At 63.4% G+C, this 22,246-nt stretch carries 20 protein-coding genes and 2 pseudogenes; 12 read left to right on the forward strand and 10 right to left on the reverse strand.

What is annotated here, in order from left to right; translation table 11 throughout:
• Window positions 1-197 precede the first annotated feature (197 nt).
• Entirely contained in the window at window positions 198-1,193 is a 996-nt protein-coding gene (locus CIC12_RS03175; protein ID WP_168662100.1) for a LysR family transcriptional regulator, read from the reverse strand.
• Window positions 1,194-1,392: 199 nt separating this feature from the next.
• Between CIC12_RS03175 and CIC12_RS03180 the strand changes: the two genes are divergently transcribed.
• The 3 genes from CIC12_RS03180 to CIC12_RS03190 all read left to right on the forward strand — a co-directional run bounded on the left by CIC12_RS03180 (window position 1,393) and on the right by CIC12_RS03190 (window position 5,662).
• Window positions 1,393-3,567, forward strand: coding sequence for an FUSC family protein (locus CIC12_RS03180; RefSeq protein ID WP_168662102.1), 2,175 nt, complete (start codon window positions 1,393-1,395; stop codon window positions 3,565-3,567).
• 153 nt (window positions 3,568-3,720) lie between these two features.
• Window positions 3,721-3,948, forward strand: coding sequence for a hypothetical protein (locus CIC12_RS03185; RefSeq protein ID WP_168662104.1), 228 nt, complete (start codon window positions 3,721-3,723; stop codon window positions 3,946-3,948).
• 199 nt (window positions 3,949-4,147) lie between these two features.
• A complete protein-coding gene (locus CIC12_RS03190) occupies window positions 4,148-5,662 on the forward strand; it encodes an acetyl-CoA hydrolase/transferase family protein (protein ID WP_168662137.1) in 1,515 nt (504 codons plus the stop codon).
• A gap of 59 nt (window positions 5,663-5,721) precedes the next feature.
• On the opposite strand, the gene CIC12_RS03195 is transcribed toward CIC12_RS03190, so the two are convergent.
• Complete coding sequence (locus tag CIC12_RS03195) at window positions 5,722-5,976, reverse strand: GlsB/YeaQ/YmgE family stress response membrane protein (protein WP_111933499.1); 255 nt, start codon at window positions 5,974-5,976, stop codon at window positions 5,722-5,724.
• Window positions 5,977-6,139: 163 nt separating this feature from the next.
• Complete coding sequence (locus CIC12_RS03200; protein WP_168662106.1) at window positions 6,140-6,847, reverse strand: MgtC/SapB family protein; 708 nt, start codon at window positions 6,845-6,847, stop codon at window positions 6,140-6,142.
• Between the two features lie 641 nt (window positions 6,848-7,488).
• Here CIC12_RS03200 and CIC12_RS03205 point away from each other — a divergent pair.
• Window positions 7,489-8,013 carry a hypothetical protein gene (locus CIC12_RS03205; RefSeq protein ID WP_168662108.1) on the forward strand — a complete coding sequence of 175 codons (525 nt, stop codon included), beginning with the start codon at window positions 7,489-7,491 and terminating at the stop codon, window positions 8,011-8,013.
• 32 nt (window positions 8,014-8,045) lie between these two features.
• On the opposite strand, the gene CIC12_RS03210 is transcribed toward CIC12_RS03205, so the two are convergent.
• Window positions 8,046-9,209: a metallophosphoesterase gene (locus CIC12_RS03210; protein WP_168662110.1), complete on the reverse strand. Its 1,164-nt coding sequence runs from the start codon at window positions 9,207-9,209 to the stop codon at window positions 8,046-8,048.
• Between the two features lie 375 nt (window positions 9,210-9,584).
• Between CIC12_RS03210 and CIC12_RS03215 the strand changes: the two genes are divergently transcribed.
• Window positions 9,585-9,920, forward strand: coding sequence for a hypothetical protein (locus CIC12_RS03215; protein WP_168662112.1), 336 nt, complete (start codon window positions 9,585-9,587; stop codon window positions 9,918-9,920).
• A gap of 57 nt (window positions 9,921-9,977) precedes the next feature.
• On the opposite strand, the gene CIC12_RS03220 is transcribed toward CIC12_RS03215, so the two are convergent.
• Entirely contained in the window at window positions 9,978-10,562 is a 585-nt protein-coding gene (locus CIC12_RS03220; RefSeq protein WP_168662114.1) for a malonic semialdehyde reductase, read from the reverse strand.
• Between the two features lie 162 nt (window positions 10,563-10,724).
• On the opposite strand from CIC12_RS03220, the gene CIC12_RS03225 reads away from it, so the two are divergent.
• From CIC12_RS03225 to yjfF, 5 genes are all read left to right on the forward strand, one after another.
• Entirely contained in the window at window positions 10,725-11,324 is a 600-nt protein-coding gene (locus CIC12_RS03225; RefSeq protein WP_168662116.1) for an alpha-ketoglutarate-dependent dioxygenase AlkB family protein, read from the forward strand.
• A gap of 211 nt (window positions 11,325-11,535) precedes the next feature.
• Window positions 11,536-12,522, forward strand: coding sequence for an ABC transporter substrate-binding protein (locus CIC12_RS03230; protein ID WP_168662118.1), 987 nt, complete (start codon window positions 11,536-11,538; stop codon window positions 12,520-12,522).
• 191 nt (window positions 12,523-12,713) lie between these two features.
• A complete protein-coding gene (locus CIC12_RS03235; RefSeq protein ID WP_168662120.1) occupies window positions 12,714-14,339 on the forward strand; it encodes a sugar ABC transporter ATP-binding protein in 1,626 nt (541 codons plus the stop codon).
• The gene (locus CIC12_RS03240) at window positions 14,336-15,379 is read left to right on the forward strand and encodes an ABC transporter permease (protein WP_168662122.1); all 1,044 of its coding nucleotides are present in this window, start codon (window positions 14,336-14,338) and stop codon (window positions 15,377-15,379) included. The genes CIC12_RS03235 and CIC12_RS03240 overlap by 4 nt, the downstream gene beginning before the upstream one ends.
• Window positions 15,376-16,485 carry a galactofuranose ABC transporter, permease protein YjfF gene (gene yjfF / locus CIC12_RS03245; protein ID WP_168662124.1) on the forward strand — a complete coding sequence of 370 codons (1,110 nt, stop codon included), beginning with the start codon at window positions 15,376-15,378 and terminating at the stop codon, window positions 16,483-16,485. The genes CIC12_RS03240 and yjfF overlap by 4 nt, the downstream gene beginning before the upstream one ends.
• Window positions 16,486-16,739: 254 nt before the next feature.
• On the opposite strand, the gene CIC12_RS03250 is transcribed toward yjfF, so the two are convergent.
• Entirely contained in the window at window positions 16,740-17,714 is a 975-nt protein-coding gene (locus CIC12_RS03250) for a GlxA family transcriptional regulator (RefSeq protein ID WP_168662126.1), read from the reverse strand.
• Window positions 17,715-17,908: 194 nt separating this feature from the next.
• Here CIC12_RS03250 and CIC12_RS03255 point away from each other — a divergent pair, with 194 nt between their 5' ends.
• Together CIC12_RS03255 and CIC12_RS32905 are read left to right on the forward strand one after the other, a co-directional pair.
• A complete protein-coding gene (locus CIC12_RS03255) occupies window positions 17,909-19,099 on the forward strand; it encodes an MFS transporter (protein WP_168662128.1) in 1,191 nt (396 codons plus the stop codon).
• Window positions 19,100-19,173: 74 nt separating this feature from the next.
• Window positions 19,174-19,360: pseudogene (locus tag CIC12_RS32905) on the forward strand (carboxymuconolactone decarboxylase family protein); the annotation flags it as partial.
• 65 nt (window positions 19,361-19,425) lie between these two features.
• Here CIC12_RS32905 and mdcH read toward each other — a convergent pair.
• The 4 genes and pseudogenes from mdcH to CIC12_RS03280 all read right to left on the reverse strand — a co-directional run.
• Window positions 19,426-20,358, reverse strand: a complete 933-nt coding sequence (mdcH, locus tag CIC12_RS03265; protein WP_168662130.1) for a malonate decarboxylase subunit epsilon — start codon at window positions 20,356-20,358, stop codon at window positions 19,426-19,428.
• Window positions 20,358-21,068, reverse strand: a complete 711-nt coding sequence (locus tag CIC12_RS03270) for a malonate decarboxylase holo-ACP synthase (protein ID WP_168662133.1) — start codon at window positions 21,066-21,068, stop codon at window positions 20,358-20,360. Before CIC12_RS03270 ends, mdcH begins: the two co-directional genes overlap by 1 nt.
• Window positions 21,068-21,883, reverse strand: coding sequence for a biotin-independent malonate decarboxylase subunit gamma (gene mdcE / locus CIC12_RS03275; protein WP_168662135.1), 816 nt, complete (start codon window positions 21,881-21,883; stop codon window positions 21,068-21,070). Before mdcE ends, CIC12_RS03270 begins: the two co-directional genes overlap by 1 nt.
• Window positions 21,880-22,246 (reverse strand): annotated as a pseudogene (locus CIC12_RS03280) (biotin-independent malonate decarboxylase subunit beta); the annotation flags it as partial. The pseudogene CIC12_RS03280 and the gene mdcE, both read right to left, overlap by 4 nt.

The raw sequence follows: 22,246 nt of genomic DNA on the forward strand, positions 1-22,246 counted from the left end.
GGACAACGGCCCCGGGCAGGCGCTTCGCGCGTCGCTCCGGACCCGCGCGCCAGCCCCTCAGCGCTTCCCCATCCGCAGCGCATCCGCGTAACCGGTCAGTTCAGAGCGCCAGCTGCGAACCGGTGTGAATTCGCGCGGACACATCTTCGGCGCCGCCATACCAACACCCAGCCAACATCGCCCACCGTCATCTCAAATCACTGGCTGGCGATATCCCCGTGGCCGCTTTCCGCAACAGGCAACTCAGTATCACCAGCCTCCGCTTGCCCAACTTCAGCAAGCAACGTCTTATCGCGCGCTATCACCTTCGGCAGGTGTGTTCGCAAAAATTCGACCCAGGTCCGAGTCTTTGCATCGATGAACTTGCGCGATGGATACAGCGCATAGACATTCATCTTTTGCAGCGTATAGTCCGGCAATACTCGCACTAATGAGCCATCACGCAACCCGGAGATGGCCGAGTAAAGCGGCACCATGCCGATACCCATGCCTTCGCGAATCGCCACGATCAACGATTCCGCGATGTTCACCTGCACAGGACCGTTCACCACCATCGTTTCACTGCCATGCGGGCCGTCGAGCACCCATTCGTGCGGTGGAAAGGCCGGCGTATGCAGAATCAAACATTCGTGGAGCGCCAGATCGGCCGGTGTTTGCGGGGCGCCGTGCGCGCGCACATAGGCGGGCGACGCGCACAGGATGCTGAAAGTCGTCCCCAGTGGTAGCGATACGAGATCCGAATTCGGCAGAGTCGACGCTCCGATCACCGCGACATCGGCGCTGCCTTCGAACAGATCGGGCATGCGTTGCGACAACGACAACTCGACGGTCACCTCCGGGTAAAGCGCGCGATAACGCGAAATAGCCGGCAACAAGTAATGCTGCCCGATGCTCGCGAAGCTATGCATGCGCAATGCGCCTGCCGGACGCTCGTGCGCGCAACTGGCTTCTTCTTCCGCGGTGTCGATATCCGCAAGTATTTGCTGCGAGCGCTTCAGATAACGCTCGCCGGCTGTGGTCAGCGCGAGGCGTCGCGTCGAACGGTTCAGCAGGCGCGTACGCAGGTGCGCCTCGAGCTCGGAGACTGCGCGTGACATCGCGCCCGTCGTCGAATTGAGCGACTGCGCGGCCGCGGTAAAGCTACCCGCCTCAACCACGCGCACGAACACTCGCATATTTTGTAACGTATCCATCAATCCTTCTATTTCACGGCAGAAGCCGTATTGTCCGCCTGTCTAGCCCCCGCATTGTTGCCCGTTCTGGAAGAGACGTTCCGTGCCGGTGCCCTTAATGCGCACATAGCATGCTCCTAAAATCGGCGCCTTGCCTGCCGGTGTACGCAGTCTTCGCCGGCGCTTCTTTCAGCGACCAACCGCGGCGCATTGCCTTCAGATGAAACGCTATCATGCGATCAAACCCACGGACTGCTTCCGCTCGTGGAGCATCCTGTGGCAGGCGTTCAGCCGGCGAAGCTTCGGTCCCGCCATTCGCGACTGGGCGAACAGCGATGGCCTGACCTGGCTGCATCTGCTGAAAACGGTCACCGCCGGTCTGCTGGCGCTGGGCATCGCGATGCTGCTCGACCTGTCGCAACCGCGCATTGCGATGACCACGGTGTTCGTGCTGATGCAGCCGTTCAGCGGAATGGTACTCGCCAAGAGTTTCTACCGCATTCTCGGGACGGCGGTTGGGGCAGTCGCCGCCATCGTGCTCGGCGCGTTGTTCGTGCAACAGCCCGAGTTGTACATGCTCGGCATGATCGGGTGGGTGAGCGCGTGCATTGCCGCGGCAGTCCGATACCGGCATTTCAGATGGTACGGTTTTGTGCTGGCGGGTTACACCGCAGCGTTGATTGGCATTCCGAACGTTACCGAGCCGGACGCCTTGTTTCTTGCGGCGCTCACGCGTGCCGCAGAAGTAGCGGTCGGCATTATCTGCTCAAGTGCAGTCAGTGCGCTAATCGTGCCGCAGCGCTCCAGCCTCGCACTGCGCCACGCCTTGCAGATCCGGTATGCGAATTTTATGGTGTTCGCCGCGCAGGTGCTGGGCTGCGGAATCGAGCGTGGTCAATTTGAGCGACGCTTTGCGGACATTGTCGACGAGATCGTCGGTTTCGAGGCGACGCGCTCGTTCGCCGCCTTTGAAGATCCCGCGATGCGTTCTCGCCGTCAACACCTCGGCCGCTTGAATGGCGAATTCATGGATGCATGCACGCGTTTGCACGCACTGCATCAACTGCTCAAACGTCTGCGCGCAAATGGCTCGACGCCGACGCTCGCCGCAATCCGGCCGTATTTCGATGAACTGTCCACGCTGTTGGCGCCACGACTGGAAACGACCCTTGAAGGAGGCGTAGCGGCCCGCTTACGCCTCTTTCAGGCGGCCCTGCCACGCCGTGTGCGCGAAACGAGGCGGCCGCTGGAACCCGTGCTCGCCGAATCGCTGGCCGACTTCGATACGGCAGCGGAACTGCTATACCGCTTCGTCGACGAATGGATTCGCTACTCGGAGACTTACGCGTCGCTGGCGCGGCGCAAACCGGTCGGCTCGCAGCGCGACTTCAGCCGCTATGTAAGCCGGACGAATAGCTTCGTCGTCGCGTTTGCGTTTATTCGCTCCGCTGTGGCGATGGCCATCCTCGGCTGGTTCTGGATTGCAACCGACTGGCCGAGCGGCGGCTTTGCCGTGATCGGCACGGCGCTGGCGTGCGCGCTCACCTCGACCTCGCCGAACGCGACGAAAATGGCCCTGCAAATGGCGGTCGGCGCCATGTTTGCGACGATGACCGGCTATCTCTTCACGTGCTACGTGTATCCCAACATCGATGGATTCCCGCTGCTATGCATATCGCTCGCGCCAGTGCTCGCACTAGGCGCGTTTATCGCGACACGCAAGCATGCCGCCGGATACGGCATCGGCTTCTCAGTATTTTTCTGCCTGCTCGCGGGCCCGGACAATGTCGTCACCTTTGTGCCGGATCTGCTCATCAACAACGGCATCGCGCTCACTGTGTCGATGCTCGCCGCCGCGATTGTCTTTGCGGTGGTTTTTCCCGCCGACATGCCCTGGCTCATCGAGCGGATCATGGGCGACCTGCGTGGGCAAGCGGTGTCCGCCTGTAAGGGCGAATTGCGCGGACTCAGCCAGCGCTTCCAGTCGGGCACGCATGATCTGACCTCGCAATTGCGAATGCTCCTGTCGCGGCGATCCCGTCGCCGTCGCGATGCATTGCGCTGGATGCTCGCCACGCTCGAAGCCGGTCGCGCCGCGATCGATCTGCGCAACGAAACAGCGTACGCCGCCTATGCACATGCGCTCCATCCACGTTGGCGCAGTGCGATCGAGCGCACCTGCGATGACCTCGCGCAACTCTTCGAGCGGCCCGACACCCGCGCGGCCGAACGTGCGCTCATTTCCGTGCGCTCGGCCACGTGGATTGCGCAGGACATACTGCAAACGGTGCACGCCGATCGCGACAGACGCCACGATTTGCAGCGCATCCTGAGCTGCCTGCACTTCATTCGCACCGCGCTGCTCGACAAGGACGCGCCGTTCAACGCGCGTTGAACGCCGGACTTGGACTCGCTCGCAGCCGCCGATTCCCACTGATCCTTCCGCCAGCTGGAAGGATGACTTCCCGGCAGGCCGCTTTATCGGCGTAGGTGGCGGTCATATAGTTTCATCACTGCCACGCAGTCACCGTAAGTACTGGAGAGCGAGATGAAAGTGTTGAAGATTGTCCTGATAGCCTGTTCTTTGTCCGCCGCCGTCGCACATGCGCAAACTGCGCCTGCAGCCGCCGGGGCACCGGAGCAACAGGTTGCGCAAGCCGACGCGCAGCGTCCCGGCAACGTCGTCGTCACACCGAAGCGCAGCATCGCGCCGAAGGCGAAGCAGGAGGAGTGCGTCGGTCCTGTGAGCTTCTGCAGCATCTATTTCGGCAGCTAAAGCCAGGCATGCGCCGCATGCAACACCTGAAGTATTTGCAGGACCCGTCGCGAGCACGTCGCATGCGATGAAACACCAGGCCGCGACGCCGTCCCATCGAGACGCCGCGGCGGGTGCGGCAATTCGGCTACTGAGCGAAGCACACCGCAGACGTGCGCACCGGTAGACTGGATCGATGATTATGGAGAGACCGAAGTTCATGTACGAAGACCGGATTCGTTGTGCCGCGCTGCGCGGAAAGATCACCTCGGCTGCGCAAGCGGCGTTGCTGATTCAGGATGGCATGCGCGTCGGCGCCAGCGGTTTCACGCGCGCGGGCGACGCGAAGGCCGTGCCGGTTGCGCTTGCGCAACGGGCCCGTGAGGAAGGCAAGCCGCTGCGCATCACGTTGATGACGGGGGCCTCGCTCGGTCACGACGTGGACCGCATGCTGACCGAGGCGCACGTGCTCGCACGCCGTCTGCCGTTCCAGGTGGACAAGACCTTGCGCGACGCGATCAATCGCGGCGAAGTGATGTTCGTCGATCAGCATTTGTCCGAAACCGTCGAGATGCTGCGCGCAAATCAGCTCGGCAAACTCGACGTCGCGATTATCGAAGCGGCCGCGATCACCGAGACCGGCGGCATCGTGCCGACGACCTCGGTCGGCAATTCGGCCAGCTTCGCGATCCTCGCCGACAAGGTGATCGTCGAAATCAATCTCGCGCAGCCGCTGGCGCTCGAAGGGCTGCACGACATCTGGATTCCGGGCCGCAGGCCGAACCGCGAGCCGCTGCCCATCGTTCATGCGCACGATCGCATCGGCACGCTGGCCATCGATATTCCGTTCGAGAAGATTGCGGCGATCGTCATCACCGATATGGCCGACAGTTCGTCGACGGTGCTGCCGGCGGACGAGGAGACCGAGCTGATCGCCGGTCATCTGATCGAATTCTTCCAGCACGAAGTATCGCGCGCTCGCATGCCCAGGCAGTTGCCGCCGTTGCAGGCCGGCATTGGCACGATCGCGAACGCGGTGCTGGCCGGCTTCGTCGATTCGCCGTTCGACGCCTTCGAAATTTACTCAGAAGTACTGCAGGATTCGACCTTCGATCTGATGGACGCAGGCAAGGTAACGTTCGCCTCGGGGGCGTCGATCACGTTGTCGGCCGCGCGTCAGACGCAGGTGTTCGGCGAACTCGAACGCTATCGCGATCGTCTCGTCCTGCGTCCGCAGGAAGTGAGCAATCATCCTGAAGTCATTCGCCGGCTCGGGCTGATCGCGTTGAACACTGCGCTCGAACTGGACATCTACGGCAACGTCAATTCCACGCATGTGGGCGGCACGCATATGATGAACGGTATCGGCGGTTCGGGCGACTTTGCGCGTAACGCGTCGTGCGCGGTTTTTGCCACCAAGTCGACCGCGAAAGACGGCCGCATTTCGAGCATCGTGCCCATGGTGCCGCATTGCGATCACAACGAACACGACGTCGACGTGGTCGTGACGGAGCAGGGGCTGGCCGATCTGCGCGGCCTGGCGCCGCGCGAGCGTGCGACCTTGATCATCGAAAACTGTGCGCATCCGTTGTATCGCGATCTGCTGCGAGACTACTATCGGGACGCGTTGCAAGGAGGCGGGCAGACGCCGCATCGGTTGGACCAGGCTTTCGCCTGGCATGCACGGCTGCGTGACACCGGCTCGATGTTGCCGGCAATGGAAGCCATGCTTTAAAGCAAATGTGGCGTCAGGTGGCGTTCGCCCCTGACGCGTTCGGACATCAACTGCTGCGCTCAGCCGCCTCGTCGCACGAGCCGGATAAGAAACAATAGAATGACCGCGCCGATCACCGCGGTGATGATCGAGCCGATCCAGCCGCCGCCCAGCGAGATATGCAAAACACCAGCAAGCCAGCCGCCGATGAACGCGCCCACGATCCCGACAATGATGTCGACGATGAGGCCGAAGCCGCCGCCTTTGACCAGCACGCCGGCCAGCCAGCCCGCGATCGCGCCGATGATGAGCCATGCAATGATGCCGTGTTCCATATTCGAGACTCCAAGGTTGAGTGAAAGAAAATCACGCGGCTAGAGCTTAGTCGAAGGTGATGGGACAGTCCAGGTTGCGGATGCGCAATTGACATTGTTTGAAACTATTGCCGTCTAAGTGTAGACGATGCATGCCAACATGGGGAGCATGACGAGCCGCGCGTCACTCTGGCGTCGGCTCCGCTTCGCGTGCCGTCCAGCTGACGCTGGACACGCTCTTTTCCATGCTGAGACGGCTGGCCATCTGTTCGAGCTTCGATTGGTCTTTCGGATGCAGCTTGAGCGTCGCGGTCACGCGAATACGGCCGGGATCGCTCTCGACGTCTTCGCTCGTCAGGCTCTGGAACGACAACGGCGTCGAATACATCGAGTTGGAGATGGCGGTGCGAATGTGGATCTCATCGGCCTCGCGGCAGACAACCGTCAAGACGTACTCGCGAATCAGGTCGGCGTTTGAAACCGGCGTCGCATTGATAGTACGGCTAACTTCGCGCAGCACCGTATTGGTTAGCAATACGACCGCCGTGCCTGCGAGCGCCGGGCCGTAATGACCCGCACCGCACAACACGCCCACCGCCGCGGAGCACCATAGCGTCGCGGCGGTGTTGATGCCCTGAATGGAGCCTTTGTCGCGCATGATCACGCCGCCGCCGAGAAAGCCGACGCCGGAGACCACATACGCGGCGATCTGGGTGACCCCGGCCGTCCCGGTGCCGGTCAGCACGCCGAGCGTCACGAACAGGCACGCGCCGCTCGCGACCAGCGTAATGGTGCGCAGTCCTGCATTGCGCTGACGCATCTGCCGTTCGAGGCCGATGGCGACGCCGCAGGCGAAAGCGGCAAGCAGCCGCCAGACGAATTCGAGTGTCATCGTTCAGTAAGGTTCAAGCGCAGATTCGCGCAGTGTGAATACGACGCGTGACAGCAGCGCGTCATTGGTCATAGACACGCGTGGATCAGTCGTGGCAATACACGCGAGCAAGGGCTCGCGAAGCGTAAGGCGTGAAGCATCGGCATGGCAATGCGCCATGCCGCGATTCACTCGCCAATGCGACGGTATTGAGCGAAGCGCGCCATCAGGCCTGGAGGCAAGATGGCGGCAGATAAAGACTGACGCGGAAATCCTGCCGATCAGGCGAGCGGGCGAAGCGCGGCTCGGGGACGACTGCTACTGTCCAAGATCGTTATTCCGGTTAAAAAGAAGTGGCCGAATTTTAGGCGGTGGTGTCAAGGCAAGTCAACCTGGATTGAACGGGACGGCCGAATTCATTAGGCGTTCTTTTCTGAAATTTCCGGCGCCATCGGCGAATAATCCTTGCTCACATGCGGACTCCGAATATTGACGGACTCCATCCCGGAAAACAAACTGTCTGAACACTTCGGAACGTGTCCTGTGGTCGCACTGTTCACATCAATCAAGTTTGCTGTTCGTCGCTTTGTTTCGTGTTTCGTTTGCACCATTCATCAGCGCGACGTCGGCGCTCTCCCGCTGTTCAGCCCATCGAGGAATGTATGAAAGTTAAAGCTTCCGGTGTGATTGCCGGCGCATTGTTGGCGGTCGCTCCGCTGGTGTCGTTCGCCGTGGGCCTGCCCGCACCGTTCGAAGGCCGCAGCCTGTTGCAGGCGGACGGCGTGGTCAAATCGATCGACCAGACGAAACAGTCGCTGACCGTGCTCGACGCGCAAGGTCGTGAAGGCTCGTTCACCGTCACGGATGCTCGCAATCTCACGCAAGTCCGGCCGGGCAGCAAGGTCCATATCCAGATGATCCGCAATGCGGTGATCCATGTCACGGACGGCGGGGACGGTAAAGGCAGGCTCGCTCAGGGAGCGCCGCGCGACACGATGCAGAACGTGACGGCCGAAGTCACAGCGGTGGATCGTTCAGCGGGTGTGCTGGCGCTCAAAAGCGCCAACGGCTCGGTGTTCCATATCGAGAGCCGCGCGCCGGCCGCGGTCGCCAATCTGGCGGCGGGCATGCAAGTGTCCGTGACCTATGCGCCGCAAGTGAGCGTGGCCGTGGCGCCAGCCCAGTAGCGGTCGACGCCGCCACGTTCGGCTCATTCAGCTCAGTCCGGCTCACCGGGCACGAGCCGCAAACGCGTAATTTCGGAAGGAGCGCCCAGGCGCTTCGGTGGTCCCCAGTAGCCGGTGCCTCGACTCGTATACACCCACAATCCGTTCAGACGTGCGAGACCGGCCGTGAACGGTTGCTGAAACCGCACGAAGAAATTCCACGGGAAAAACTGGCCGCCGTGCGTATGGCCGGACAACTGCAACGTGAAGCCCGCCGCCGCAGCCGCTTCGGCGGAACGCGGCTGGTGGGCGAGCAGCACCTTGATCAGCACGTCGCCAGGCGCGCCGGCGAGCGCCGCGACGGGATCGCTGCGGTGCAAGGGGTCGTGATGGCCTGCCGAGTAATCGGTCACACCGGCAATCACTGCGCGCGCGCCGTCGTGATCGACAATCACGTGCTCGTTAAGCAGTACGTTCAATCCCAGTCTGCGGAATTCGGCGATCCACGCATTGGCGCCCGCGTAGTACTCGTGATTGCCTGTCACGAGGAATGCGCCGTGACGTGCGCTAAGCCGTGACAACGGCTGCGTGTGTTTAGTCAGTTGCGGCACACTGCCGTCCACGACGTCGCCGGTCACTGCGATCAGATCCGGCTTCAACCGGTTCACCGCGTCGACGATGGCATCCACATAGCGGCCTTTGATAGTCGGGCCGACGTGGATATCGCTGATCTGCACGATTGTGAAGCCGTCGAGCGCCGCCGGCAAATCGTCGATCGGCACCTCGATCGTGACGACGCGCGCGCGGCGACGGGCATTGAACAGACCGATCAACGTCGAGAGCAGCGCAAGCAAAGGCACCGCTGCCGCTGAGCCTGTCCGCCAATGCGCGATTGCGATGGTGTTTGGCCAGATCGCGTCCACGGTCAACAGGGAGGCGAGTGCGAGATCACGCGCAAAGGTCAGCACCAGCAGCGACGAAAAGAAGCCCATCGCCAGCAGCCCGATCCAGGCGAGCCGGTCGCCGAGCGGTTGCCGCTTGATGCTGCGCGCCATCATGCCCAACGGAATCAGGAAAATGGACAGCACGAGCCATAACACGCTCAACCAGCGGCCGGTGGCGTCGATCGGCATGTCCGGAATAAGACGCAAGCCGACGTAGATGTGCAGCAGGATGCCAATCAGGATGATGCGAACAAGAAAGGATGAGCGGCGCATAAGGAGGATCAAGGCGGGAAGGGGCCGACACGGAACGGAAGGGTGGCGGCGAATCGTCGGCGGCAATGCGGTTCGCGGCCGGGCGAACCATTCTACCGGCATGTACCGGCGCTTGCCGGCAGCGCCGGATTAGCCCTCACGACGCGCTCGATTCCGTGCCTGAAGGCGTCCGCAAAGTCGTGCGGTGCAGCAATCCGCGCGAGTGTAAAGCGCGCATGGAAACGCGCTGCGCAACCTAATTAAATGGGCTTTGAATTGTGTTCGCGCGTGGACTATCCTCAAAAGGAACCGGCTCGTTTGACGGTCGCAACGGGGCCGCAGCGGTTCGGTAGCGATGAGTTTTAGCGCCGGAAGAGGGCGAGGGGGAGGCACATCATGAAGCTGCTCAGATCGAGCCAACAATTACATCACGCGCATCATGCGCACCACGTCGGATACGAAGGCAGTCACGTGATGCTGCCGCTCGTCGTCATTTCACTGATGGCCATCGGCGTGTACTTCGGCGTGCGCAACATCGACTTCTCCGAGCTAGGCAGGAGCGCGCTATTCGGCGTGGTGATGCTGTGCGTCGCGCTGGGTATCGCGGGACTGTTCGGCGTCGTCGGTGGCTGGTTGCGTTCGAGTTCGAGTGACGACGACGCCAACGAGGGCTTCTGCTTTGTCGGCGCGTTGATCGGCACCGTGGTGTTCTACGTGGCGCTGCTCACCTGAAGGCAAGGTGGACGCGCGGGCGGACGGGCCGCCGCGCGTCACACGCCTCAGGCAACGTCACGCAATCCGGGCGGCTTCGTCGAACGTGAAGCGCGGGCTGCGCGCAAACAGTGTCGACGGGTCGCCGTAACCGAGATTGATCAGAAAGTTCGCCTTCACGGCTGTGCCGGCAAAGAACGCTTCGTCGACTTTGGCCGCGTCGAAGCCCGACATGGGACCTGTGTCCAGACCCAGCGCGCGGGCGGCGAGAATCAGATAGCCGCCTTGCAGCGTCGAATTGCGAAACGCCGTATCCGCGATCGCGCGGTCATTGCCGGCAAACCAGCTGCGGGCGTCCGCATGCGGAAAGAGTTTCGGCAGCTGCTCGTAAAACGCCATATCCATGCCGACGATTGCCGTGACCGGCGCGGCCATCGTCTTGTCGAGATTACCCGTGGACAACGCCGGGCGCAGCTTTTCCTTACCTTCCGCCGTCTTGACGAAGACGAACCGGGCAGGGCTCGAATTGGCCGACGTCGGGCCGAGCAGCGTCAGTTCGATCAATTGCCTGAGGAGGGCATCGTCGACGGGTTTTGGCAGCCAGCCGTTATGCGTGCGCGCCTGACGGAAGAGTTGGTCGAGCGCCTGATCGGAAAGAGTCATGATGAGGATCCGTTGAAAATAAAAATGAAAGACAGGTGACAGACTGGAATGACAGCGCGACGCGCCGGGGTGAGCGCATGCGTCGTTGCCGCCATAATAGCGAGGGTTTTCATGCGCGCAGGTTTTGCTCGCGCAATCGCACACAGGTATTCAGGTAACGGTATGACCGATCTTTTCGACGACCTGCCGACGCCCGAGGTCGACTGGTATCCCGACTGGCTCACGCCTGCCACGGCGGCGCAGGTATTGACGCAACTGATCGACGAAGTGCAGTGGCGTCAGGACACGATGGGCACGCCTGCGGGCCGCGTCGCGCTGCCGCGGCTGACCGCCTGGCAGGGCGAACCGGACGCGGTGTACGTCTATTCGGGGATTCGCAACGTGCCGCAGCCGTGGACGCCGGCCGTCGCGCAACTGAAGGAGACCGCCGAGGCGGTCTGCGGCACGCGTTTCAACAGTGTGCTGCTCAACCGCTATCGCAGCGGCGCCGACAGCATGGGCTGGCATGCGGACCGCGAACCCGAGCTGGGCTCCCGGCCGGTAATCGCGTCGGTTAGCCTGGGCGTCGCGCGTACTTTTGACTTGCGGCACAACAAGACCGGCGTCGTGCAGTCGTTTTCGCTGAAGGGTGGCAGCCTGCTCGTGATGAAGGGCAACACTCAGGCGGAGTGGCGGCACCGGGTGCCGAAGGAGCCGCGCGTGGCCGGCGAGCGCATCAATCTGACGTTCCGCTGGGTCACGCCGCGAGTGGCTGAACGCTAGTTCGCCGGCCAATTTGCTTGTCGATCCACGCTCATACCCGACGCAAGCCGATGCCACCAGCGATACCAGAATTGATATCGCCGGTGCGAATCATATGATTGGACGGTTAACGCGCCGCACAGTACGCTACATCACGATCCACGCACCGTGAGGGCCGCGAGGGCTGGGCAGGTTCGCTGGGTCGTCTACACAACAACATCAGGAGACAGTCATGGCGAATACACGACGTGCCGCATGTCGTGCGTTGGGCGCGCTCGCACTTTCCGCTGGCATCGGCACGCTGACGCTGGCCGCGCCCGGCGCCTATGCGCAGGACAAACAGATTACGCTCGGTTTCGCGCAAGTCGGCGCGGAAAGCGCATGGCGAACCGCCAACACCGAGTCGGTCAAATCCGCTGCAGCGGACGCGAAAATCAAGCTCAAATTCTCGGATGCGCAGCAGAAGCAGGAAAACCAGATCAAGGCGATCCGCTCGTATATTGCGCAAAAAGTCGATGTGATCGCATTCTCGCCGGTCGTCGAGTCCGGCTGGGAGCCGGTGCTGCGCGAAGCGAAGGCCGCGAAAATCCCCGTGATTCTCACCGACCGTAACATCGACGTCAAAGACACGTCGCTGTACGTGACGATGATCGGCTCCGACTTCCTGGAAGAAGGCCGGCGTGGCGGTCATTGGCTCGAAGAGCACTACAAAAGCAGCCAGGGCCCTGTCAACATCGCGGAATTGCAGGGAACGGTGGGCTCGGCGCCCGCCAATGACCGGCACTCCGGTCTGATGGAAGTGATCAAGAACGATCCCAAATTCAAGATCATCGCGTCGCAAAGCGGCGACTTCACGCTGGCCGGCGGCAAGCAGGTCATGGAAGCGTTTATTAAAACTTATGGAAATAAAATAAATGTAGTTTATGCGCATAACGACGACATGGCGCTCGGCGCCATCCAGGCGATGGAAGAGGCCGGTATGCATCCAGGCAAGGACGTCATCGTCGTGTCGTTCGACGCAACCAAGGGCGGCTTCCAGGCGATGGCCGCAGGCAAGATGAACGTCGACGTGGAGTGCAGCCCGCTGCTAGGGCCGCAACTGATGTCGGCGGTGAAGGATGTCGTGGCCGGCAAGCCGCTGCCCAAGCGCATCCTCACGGAAGAGACCGTCTTCCCGATGAGCGTTGCGGCGCAGACTCTGCCGACGCGCAAGTATTGAAGCGAAGTACTCAGTCATCCTCATGACCTGCGCCGCCTCGCGGCGCAGAGGAGACACACAGTACGGATAGATCGAACAGGTTTCTCCAGTGGTGCCTGACCGCCCGGGCTGCTTCGGCAGCGGGCGGTCTCTTTTCAGATGGATGCCGCTGGAGCCTGCCGAACCCACGCATAGCCGATCGAGCGAGGTCCATGACCCATCCCGCTTCCGAACCGAATCAGCCGGCTATCGGTGCCCACGGCGCTCAGGGCGCGAGGGCCGCCGTGAACGCGCCCGAACCCATTCTGGCCACCGCCGGCGTCAGCAAGACATTCCCTGGCGTGAAAGCGCTGCAAGGGGTCGATTTCCGTCTCTTTCCCGGCGAGGTTCACACGCTGATGGGGCAGAACGGCGCCGGCAAATCCACCTTGATCAACGTGCTCACCGGCGTAGTCGCGCCGGATGCCGGCACGATCCGCCTCGGCGGCGAAGTGGTGGCGTTCGCGTCACCGCAGGAGGCCGAAGCAGCCGGTGTGCGCACGCTGTATCAGGAAGTGAACCTGTGCCCGAATCTGTCGGTGGCCGAGAACATTTTCGCGGGCCGGCAGCCGAGGCGCTTCGGCGCGATCGACTGGCCCGACATCAAGCGGCGTGCCCAGGCCGCGCTGGCGCGTCTCGACGTGTCGCTCGACGTCACGCGCTCGCTCGACGCATATCCGATCGCCGTGCAGCAGATGGTGGCGATCGCGCGAGCGCTGTCAGTCGACGCGCGCGTGCTGATTCTCGACGAGCCGACGTCGAGTCTCGACGACAGCGAAGTCGCGCAGCTTTTTAAAATACTTCGGCATCTTAAGCAATCGGGTATCGCGATTCTGTTCGTCACGCATTTCATCGAACAGACCTATGCGATCTCCGACCGCATCACGGTGATGCGCAATGGCGAGCGCGAGGGCGAATATCTCGCCCGCGATCTGCCCGCCGATCAGCTGGTCTCGAAGATGGTCGGCCACGAGCGCATGAGCGCGCGTTTGCGCGAAGCCGCGCACGACGCGCAGGCAGCGCAAGCGGCGCACGAGTCTGACGAGGGCGTGCGGGCATCGCAGGGTGCGCAGCCGTTCATGGAACTGCGCGGCGTCGGCCGGCGCGGCACGCTGCAGCCGATCGATCTCGACGTTCAGGCCGGCCAGATTCTCGGCCTCGCCGGCCTGCTCGGCTCCGGCCGTACCGAAACCGCGCGCCTGCTATTCGGCGCGGACCGCGCGGACAGCGGCACGATCCTCGTCGGCGGAAATCCCGTGCGGCTTCGCTCGCCGCGCGACGCGGTGCGCCACGGCATCGGCTATTGCGCGGAAGACCGCAAGAAAGAGGGCATCGTCGCCGAACTGTCGATCCGCGAGAACATCCTGCTCGCCTTGCAGGCGCGGCGCGGCTGGTGGCGCAAGATCAGCCGGCAGCGCGCGCGCGAACTGGCCGATTTGTGGATCGAGCGGCTCGGCATCAAGGCCTCGGACGCCGAACAGCCGATTGGCCTGCTGTCCGGCGGCAACCAGCAGAAAGCGCTGCTCGCGCGCTGGCTCGCCACCGACCCCAAGCTGCTGATTCTCGACGAACCCACGCGCGGCATCGACGTCGCCGCCAAGTTCGACATCATGGACCGTCTGCTCGCGCTGTGCGCGAATGGTCTGAGCATCCTGTTCATTTCGTCGGAGATCAGCGAGGTGCTGCGCGTGAGCCATCGCGTCGCGGTGCTGCGCGACCGCCGCAAGATCGCCGAAGTCGCCGGCAAGGCGTCCACCGAAGACAACATCTATCGACTCATCGCGGGGAGCGGCGAATGAAGCTATCGAACTGGTTCGCGCGCGACGGCGTCGAACGTCCGTTGATCTGGCCGTGCGTCACGCTCGCGTTGCTGTGCGGCCTGAATCTATGGGTGAATCCGCATTTCCTGTCGCTGCGCATGCTCGATGGCCATCTGTTCGGCGCGCCGATCGACGTGCTCAATCGCGCCGCGCCGCTCGTGCTCGTCGCGATCGGCATGACGCTGGTGATCGCGACACGCGGCATCGACATTTCGGTCGGCGCGGTGGTGGCGATCGCCGGCGCCGCCGCGGCCACGATTCTCGCGACGCAGCCGGTACCGAGCGGTGGGCTCGTTGCCCAGGCGCTGGCGGCGGCGTTGATCGTCGGCGTGTTGAGCGGCATGTGGAACGGCGTGCTGGTGTCCTTTGTCGGTATGCAACCGATCATCGCCACGTTGATCCTGATGGTCGCGGGCCGGGGCATCGCGCAGTTGCTGACGGCCGGGCAGATCATCCCGATCGGCGCGCCCGGCTATCTGTTCGTCGGCGGCGGCTACTGGCTCGGCGTGCCGTGTTCGGTGTGGATTGCCACGGTGGTCGTGCTGGCGACCGCGGCGCTCGTCGAAGGCACGGCGCTCGGACTCTTCATTCGCGCGATCGGCGTCAATCCTGTGGCGACGCGTCTGGTCGGCTTGCGCTCCAAGGCGCTCGTGTTCGCGGTGTACGGCTTCTCGGGCTTGACCGCGTCGATGGCGGGCATCCTGATCAGCTCGAATGTGCGCAGCGCCGACGGCAACAACGCGGGCCTGCTGCTCGAACTCGACGCGATTCTCGCGGTGACGCTTGGCGGCACGTCGCTGCTCGGCGGCCGCTTCAGTTTTGCAGGAACGGTACTGGGCGCGCTGATCATTCAGACGCTGACGTACACCACCTATTCGATCGGCGTGCCGCCTGAGGCGACGCTCGTCGTCAAGGCGGCCGTGGTGCTCGCGGTCAGCGTGATCCAGTCGCCGGCGGCGCGTGCTCTCGCGATGTCGTTCGGCGCGTCGGTCTTCAAGCAACGCGGGGTGGCACGATGAGACGACTTCTCGATGCCCTGGCGCATGTCGTCGATCCGCGCACGTTGCCGATCGCCGTCACGATCCTGTTGTTCTGCGCGCTGTTCGGTTTCGGCTCGGTGATGTACACCGGTTTCTTCTCGTGGCAGGTGCTGCTCGATCTGCTCGTCGACAACGCGTTCCTGCTGATCGTCGCGATCGGCATGACGTTCGTGATCGTGTCGGGCGGGATCGATCTGTCGGTCGGCTCGGTCGTCGCGCTGACGACCATCGTCGAGGCGGTGCTGTCCGAACACATGCATCTGTCGGTGTGGGTGATCATCCCGATCGTGCTGCTGATGGGCACCGTGTTCGGCGCGGTGCAGGGCGCGCTGATTCATTTCTTCCGTCTGCAGGCATTCATCGTGACGTTAGCCGGCATGTTCTTCGCACGCGGCCTGTGTTTTCTGATCACGACGCAATCGATCACGATCACCGATCCGACGTTCCAGAAGATCTCGGCGTTTCGTCTCGACATCGGCGTCGGCTCGGTCACGGCGAACGTGCTGATTGCGATGGTGACGCTGCTGGCCGCGATCTTCGTTGCGCATTTCACGCGCTTTGGCCGCAATGTGTATGCGGTGGGCGGCAATCCGCGTTCGGCGCTGCTGATGGGTCTGCCGGTCGCGCAGACGAGGATCGGTGTGTACGCGCTGAGCGGTTTCTGCTCTGCGCTGGGCGGTGCGGTGTTCACGTTCTATGTGTTGTCGGGCTATGGCTTGCAGGGGCAGGGCATGGAACTCGACGCGATTGCGGCGACCGTGATTGGCGGGACTCTGCTGACGGGCGGCGTGGGTTATGTGATCGGCTCGCTGTTCGGCGTCGGCATTCTCGGCACGATCCAGACGCTGATCACCTTCGACGGCACGCTCAGCTCGTGGTGGACGCGTATCGTGATCGGTGCGCTGCTGTGCGCGTTCTGCCTGCTGCAACGGCTGATCGAGCGGCACGCGAAGTCGGTGCGGCGGCCCGGTGGCACCGCCGCGGTGACGACGCCGGGGCATGGGCATGGACATGCGCATGGCGAAACGTCGGCGACGGCGCCGGATTCGCAGGTGCTTGGGCGGGGGGCGCCGGAGCAGGCGTGAGGCGGGGCTGCGCACGCGCGGCCTGACTCAGGCGCCGAGCTGCCTGCCCTGGTTTGGCCAGCGTCGGCGCGGCGAGAATTACCGCGCCATACGCGACTGCGGCAAATACGCCGATTGCATGGCCGGGCGTGAGGGTTCGCGAGAGGTGGTCAATCGCGCATCGACGCACGTTGCGGTGATTCGCATCCTCGACCGGACAACGGCTGTGATAAGACACCAACACACCCGCAGCTTCAAGGCGATACGAACGGCACTCAACGCGCGCTTTCTTCGTCTTCGCGAACAACCGGTCCGCGACTTTCCCTGCCAAGTCGACGGACCGCCTGAGGCGGCTGCCCAATGGTGCGCAGGAACGCTCGCCTCATTCGTTCGCGGTCCGAAAAACCGACCACGGCTGCGATGACGTCCATCGATAGACGCCCTTTTTCCAGCATCAGCCTTGCGGCTTCCACGCGCAGATGTTCGACCGCCTTGGCCGGTGATTGTCCGGTCTCCGTGCTGAATGCCCGACTGAACTGGCGCGGACTCAGCCCGGCGACGTGAGCCAGTTCGTCCACGGTCAACGCGCTCCGCAGATTGGCGCTCGCGTAGTCGATGGCTTTCTGGATTCTGTCGGACTTCGGGTCGAGGTCCAGCAACGTCGAAAACTGCGACTGGCCGCCTGCGCGCCGGTGGTAGATGACGAGCCTGCGCGCCACCGAGCGCGAGACGTCCGGTCCATGGTCCTTCTTGATCATCGCGAGCGCCATGTCGATCGTGGCCGTCATGCCTGCGGACGTCCAGACCGGGCCGTCCACGATGAAAATCTGATCATCTTCGACGGCGACTTGCGGGAAACGGCGCTGCAGTTCGTGGGCGAAACGCCAGTGGGTGGTGGCGCGCCGGCCGTCCAGCACACCCGCTTCAGCAAGGATGAAAGCCCCCGTGCAGGGCGCCGCGATCCGTCTCGACGTGGTGAGCGCGCGCCTGACGAACGCGGTCAAGGGGCTGGAAACCATGTCCAGTTCAACGCCCGAGCCGAACATGACCGTGTCGAATCTCGCGTCGCTGAAGGCGACCGTCTCGACGCGGATGCCTGCCGAGGACACGACAAGCCCTCCCTGTTCGGACAGCACCGCCACGTCGTAAGCCCGCTCTTCCAGAACCACGTTCGCCAGCTCGAACGCGGTGACCGCTGCCAGGCCCAGCAGATAGAAGTTCGGAAATACGACGAAGCCGATCGTGTGCATTGCGTGTCCTGCGTTATGTCCTGAATCGCTGGTATATATGACATTTGAGACACGGTCAAGCGCGATTATCCTTTGGCAATGCACCGTTCAAGCAGTCTCTGGCCGACCGGGACGATGCCGTGAATGCGAGCTTCAGCCGCGCTGTCGCGGCGGCTGCGCGAGGCCACCCCTAACCGCGTTTGAACCACTTTCGTATGGATCGTCGACTACTGATACTCGCTCTGGGCATGTTCGCCATGGGGACGGACAACTTCGTCGTCGCCGGCATTCTTCCGGACGTCGCGGCATCACTGCACACCACGGTCAGCCTGGCCGGCCTCATGGTGACTTTTTACGCCTTGACCTATGCGGTTGCGGCCCCCGTCATGGCGGCTGTCGCCGGAGGATGGCCGCGCAAGCTTCTGCTGGTGTCGGCGCTCGGCATTTTCGTCGCCGGCAACGCAATCAGTGCGCTCGCCACCGACCTGCATTGGGTGCTGCTGAGCCGGGTGCTGGCGGGGTTCGGCGCCGCGCTTTTTTCTCCGACGGCACTCGGTGTTGCCTCCGCGCTTGCCACGCCCGACAAGCGCGGTCGCGCGCTTTCGACGGTAACGGTCGGCCTCACGGGGGCCACCGCGCTCGGTTCGCCGATCGGTACTTTTATCGGCGGATTCGGGAGTTGGAGAACGACGCTCTGGTTCGTCGCCATGCTTGGCATCGTCGCCCTGATAGGCGTCTGGACATTGCTGCCGTCTGTTGTACGGCCGGCGACGGTCAAGCTCAGCGAGCGGCTCGTGCCCATTCGGGACGTGCGGATCGCGCTCACCTTGCTCACGTCGTTGTTTGCATTCGGCGGGTTCCTGATGGTCTACACCTATGCGGGGGTGGTCCTTGCACGGGTGACGCACGGCGACGAGCGCATCCTCGCGGGCATGCTGCTCCTGTGGGGCGTAGCGGCAACGGTTGGCAACGTGCTGTCCGGCCGGCTCGTCGATCGAGTCGAGAGTCGTAGCATCATCAACGCCATGCTTTGGCTCGCGATCATCAATTTCGGCGCGCTGCCCTGGACCTCCACGCATGCGCTCAGCGCCTTAACCGCGCTGTGCGTCTGGGGAATCTGCGGATGGGGATTAATCGTCCCGCAACAACACCGCCTCGTGCAAATCTCGCCGAAAGCGGCACCGCTTTTACTCGCGCTGAACAATACGGCCACTTACGTAGGCCTCGCAGGCTCCAGTGTGCTCGGTGGCGCGGTGCTCCAGTCGCTGGGTGTCCGTTATCTTGGCATCGTCGCGGCAGCTCTCATTGCACTGGCTTTTATCCTGGCGGAGGCCGCTCATCGTTGCATCGAGCGCCCCCGTGCCGAGCGTCGCGCAACGGCCGGGCGCGAAGCCGAGGCCGTCTGAATTCGTGCGGCCGGTTATGTTCTGCGTTGACCGCACGAGCAGGCTGGCCCGAACAGTTGAGCAGGGAGAGCGAGATGACAGGACGTCTCGACCACACACAAGTCGTACCGGCAGGCATCAAAGCGTTGGGGCGCGTTCATGGATACGTGATGCAAAGCGGTCTTTCGCCCATTCTCGTCGACCGCGTCTATCTGCGATTCACAGATTAACCACTGCGCCTGCTGTCTGGATTTGCACACGTTCGAGCTGCTGAGCAGAGGGTAGAAGGTGGAAAAGCTGGCGCTGGTGCAAAGCGGATGTGGACCCCATCGCGGTTCACGGCCCCGTTAGCCAGTCTCTAACCGCCGCCGGGCCGTCGCCACCAGTCTGTCGAACGAAAGACCGCTGGCCGCAAGCGCTGCGGCATCCGGAAAATGCTCGCGCGTAATGTCGGTCAATACCTGCCCCGGGGGCGCCTCGATCAGCACGCGTGCACCCATTTCCTGCATGGCGGTGAGCGCGTCGAACCAGCGCACGGTGTAGCGCATGTTGGTGGCGAGATCGTCACGGATCGCGTCGGCCGTATACAACGGTCGGCCGCCGCGATTGCCGATATACGTGCTGCGCGGCGCTTGAAAGGGGACCTGGCTCACGTAGGCGAGCAGTTCGTCGCTGGCTTGCGCGAGCAACTCGCAATGCGACGGCACGCTCACCGCGAGCCGCGAGGCTTTACGCGCGCCCGCGGCCAGCGCGCGGACGATGAACGCATCCAGCGCGTCGTTTGCGCCCGCCATGACGATCTGGCGCGGGGCATTCACATTGCCGATATAGACGTGTTGCCGGTTCTCATCCGCATGCCGCGCGGCGAGTGTTTCCAGTTGATGCTCGGTCAAACCCGATATCGCCGCGAGGCTATATCCAGAGGGATACGCCGCGTCCATCAGTTCGGCACGCCGCCGCACCATTTTCAGCGCGTCAGCGAACTGCACTGCGCCGCAACTCACCGCGGCCGCATACGCACCGACCGAGAGCCCCGCGCTGATTTCTGGCGCGAGCTGTTCGTCAGCCAACGCGCGCGTCACGGCCACGCCCGCGATCGTCAACCCGATCTGCACCGCAACAGTCGAACGGAGCGCGTCCGGCGTGTCCAGCGTCAACACATCGAGGCCGAGTACTTGCGAGGCTTCTTCGAGTGTGTCGCGCACCGCGCGATGCTGCGGCAGACCGTGCAGGAAGCCATCGGTCTGCGCGCCCTGGCCGGGAAAAAGCAGCGCAAGCATCAGACGACACGGCTTCGAGTTGTGCGAGCGGCGGCTTGTGCCCACGGATTGCCGATCAATTGCGGACCGCTTGCATGGCGCACCATCACGCGCGCTTTGCCGGCAGCCCACTCGGCGAGCGCGACACCACCCGCCGGCGTTTCGAGTTGCGCATCGATACGGATGCCGATGCGTTTCGCAAGCGCCTGCAGTTCATCGAGCAGAACACGGGCGCCGTCTCGCGCGAGCGGTTCGGGCGTGCGAATCAGCAGATCGAGATCGCTCGATTCGCTCACTGCCGGTGCCCGCGTGGCTAGTTCAAAACCGGCGCTGCCCGTCGGCCCCCAGACAAAACCCGCCAATGGACCGCCCGGGCCGCTTTGCAAAAAGGCGAGGGCAGCGAAAGGAGGCAACGTGTCGCGACCGGTCAGCGGCCTGGTTTGCCGCAAGCTCTCCGGCGAGACCACCGTCACGACATCGGCCGCACGCGCCCACGTGCCATAACGCTGCGCCCGTTCGACACCGCGCAAGCCGATCGCCACGAAGCCTTCTGGCGCCGGCGCGCGTCTGACGACCGCATACGGCGCGCGCTCGAACGCGCCACGAACCCATGCCGGCTCGTCATCGAACACATGCAGTTGCTGCAGACACAGCAAGTCGTGCGCACGCCAGCGCGCATCGCACGACAACGCGGGTTCAGCAGCGAACGGCGGCGCCGCGCACACTCGCATTACACGGCATCCCATTGTTGCGCGAGCCGCCGCCGCACCTCGATCGACGCGGCGCGATTCTTCTGCGCCGCCGCCGATTCCAGCCGATGCGCGAGCGTGCGGCCACCGTCGCGTGCGCTGCGAACCTGCTCGCACAAGACCTGACGCACACGTTCGATCTGCAATGCATCCGGCGCATCTGCATCGACGCCCTCGATCAGTTGATCGAGCAGCCCGAGCTTCGCAAACGACGCCATCGAATACGACATCGGCACGATGGTTTCGCCAAGCGCGTCGAGTGCTTCGACCGTGCGGCGCGTGACACGCGCGGCCGCTTCCTTGCCCATGGCGTGGACCATCGTGCCGGGCGCGTCGAGTGCGACGATGCGGTTGGCCTGATAGCCGTGCGCGAGGAACGCGCCCGACATTGCCGGCCCGACGATCAGCGCGACCACCGGATGACCCGCGTCTCGCGCCGACGCATAGGCATCGACGGCGGCCGCGCAGGCGAGGTGGATGCCGAGCATTTCTTCGCGATAGCCATACGCCTGGCTTTTCACATCGACGATCGCGACGATCGGCCGGCGCGTGCCGCCCGCATCGTCCTGCGCGATGGTTTCGCGCACGGCGCGCGCAAGCTGCCAGCCCTGTTCGAGGCCGACCACGTTGTCGGTTGCGCGCGGGAAGCGGTTCGCGGCATCGGGCACGACCGTGATGAAACGCGCCGTCTCGCCGCCGAGCGGGGCATCGCCGCTCCATACCGGCGCCCGACCGGACGGTTCGCCGGCGAGTGCGTGGAACCAGCGCGCGCCGCGGCTTATTTGAGTGTCGCTCATGCTTGCTCCTTGCGCGCGGCGTGTTGGACGTGGGGGTTGAACACGTCACGCATGCTCTGCGGTGTGACGCTGGCCGGGTCGATCTGTGCGAGCCGGTTCAGAAACACGTCGACCTGTTCGCTGCGGTGCGCGGCCGGCACGCCTTGCCTGAACGCCGCATGCACGGCGGCGCGCAGCGCATCGGCATCGTCGTCGACCAGCTGGTCGGCGAGCGCGCTCGCCGTGCGCTGTTCGCCGCCGATCAGTTGCCAGACGCGACGGCGATCGCTCGCATCGAGTTCGCCGATGCCCGCTTCCTGCTCGATCACCTCGGGGCCGTTCATGCCGAGCCGGCCCTGCTTCGTCACGATCAGATACGAGCAC

Source organism: Paraburkholderia sp. SG-MS1 (assembly GCF_012275575.1).
GTDB lineage: Bacteria > Pseudomonadota > Gammaproteobacteria > Burkholderiales > Burkholderiaceae > Paraburkholderia.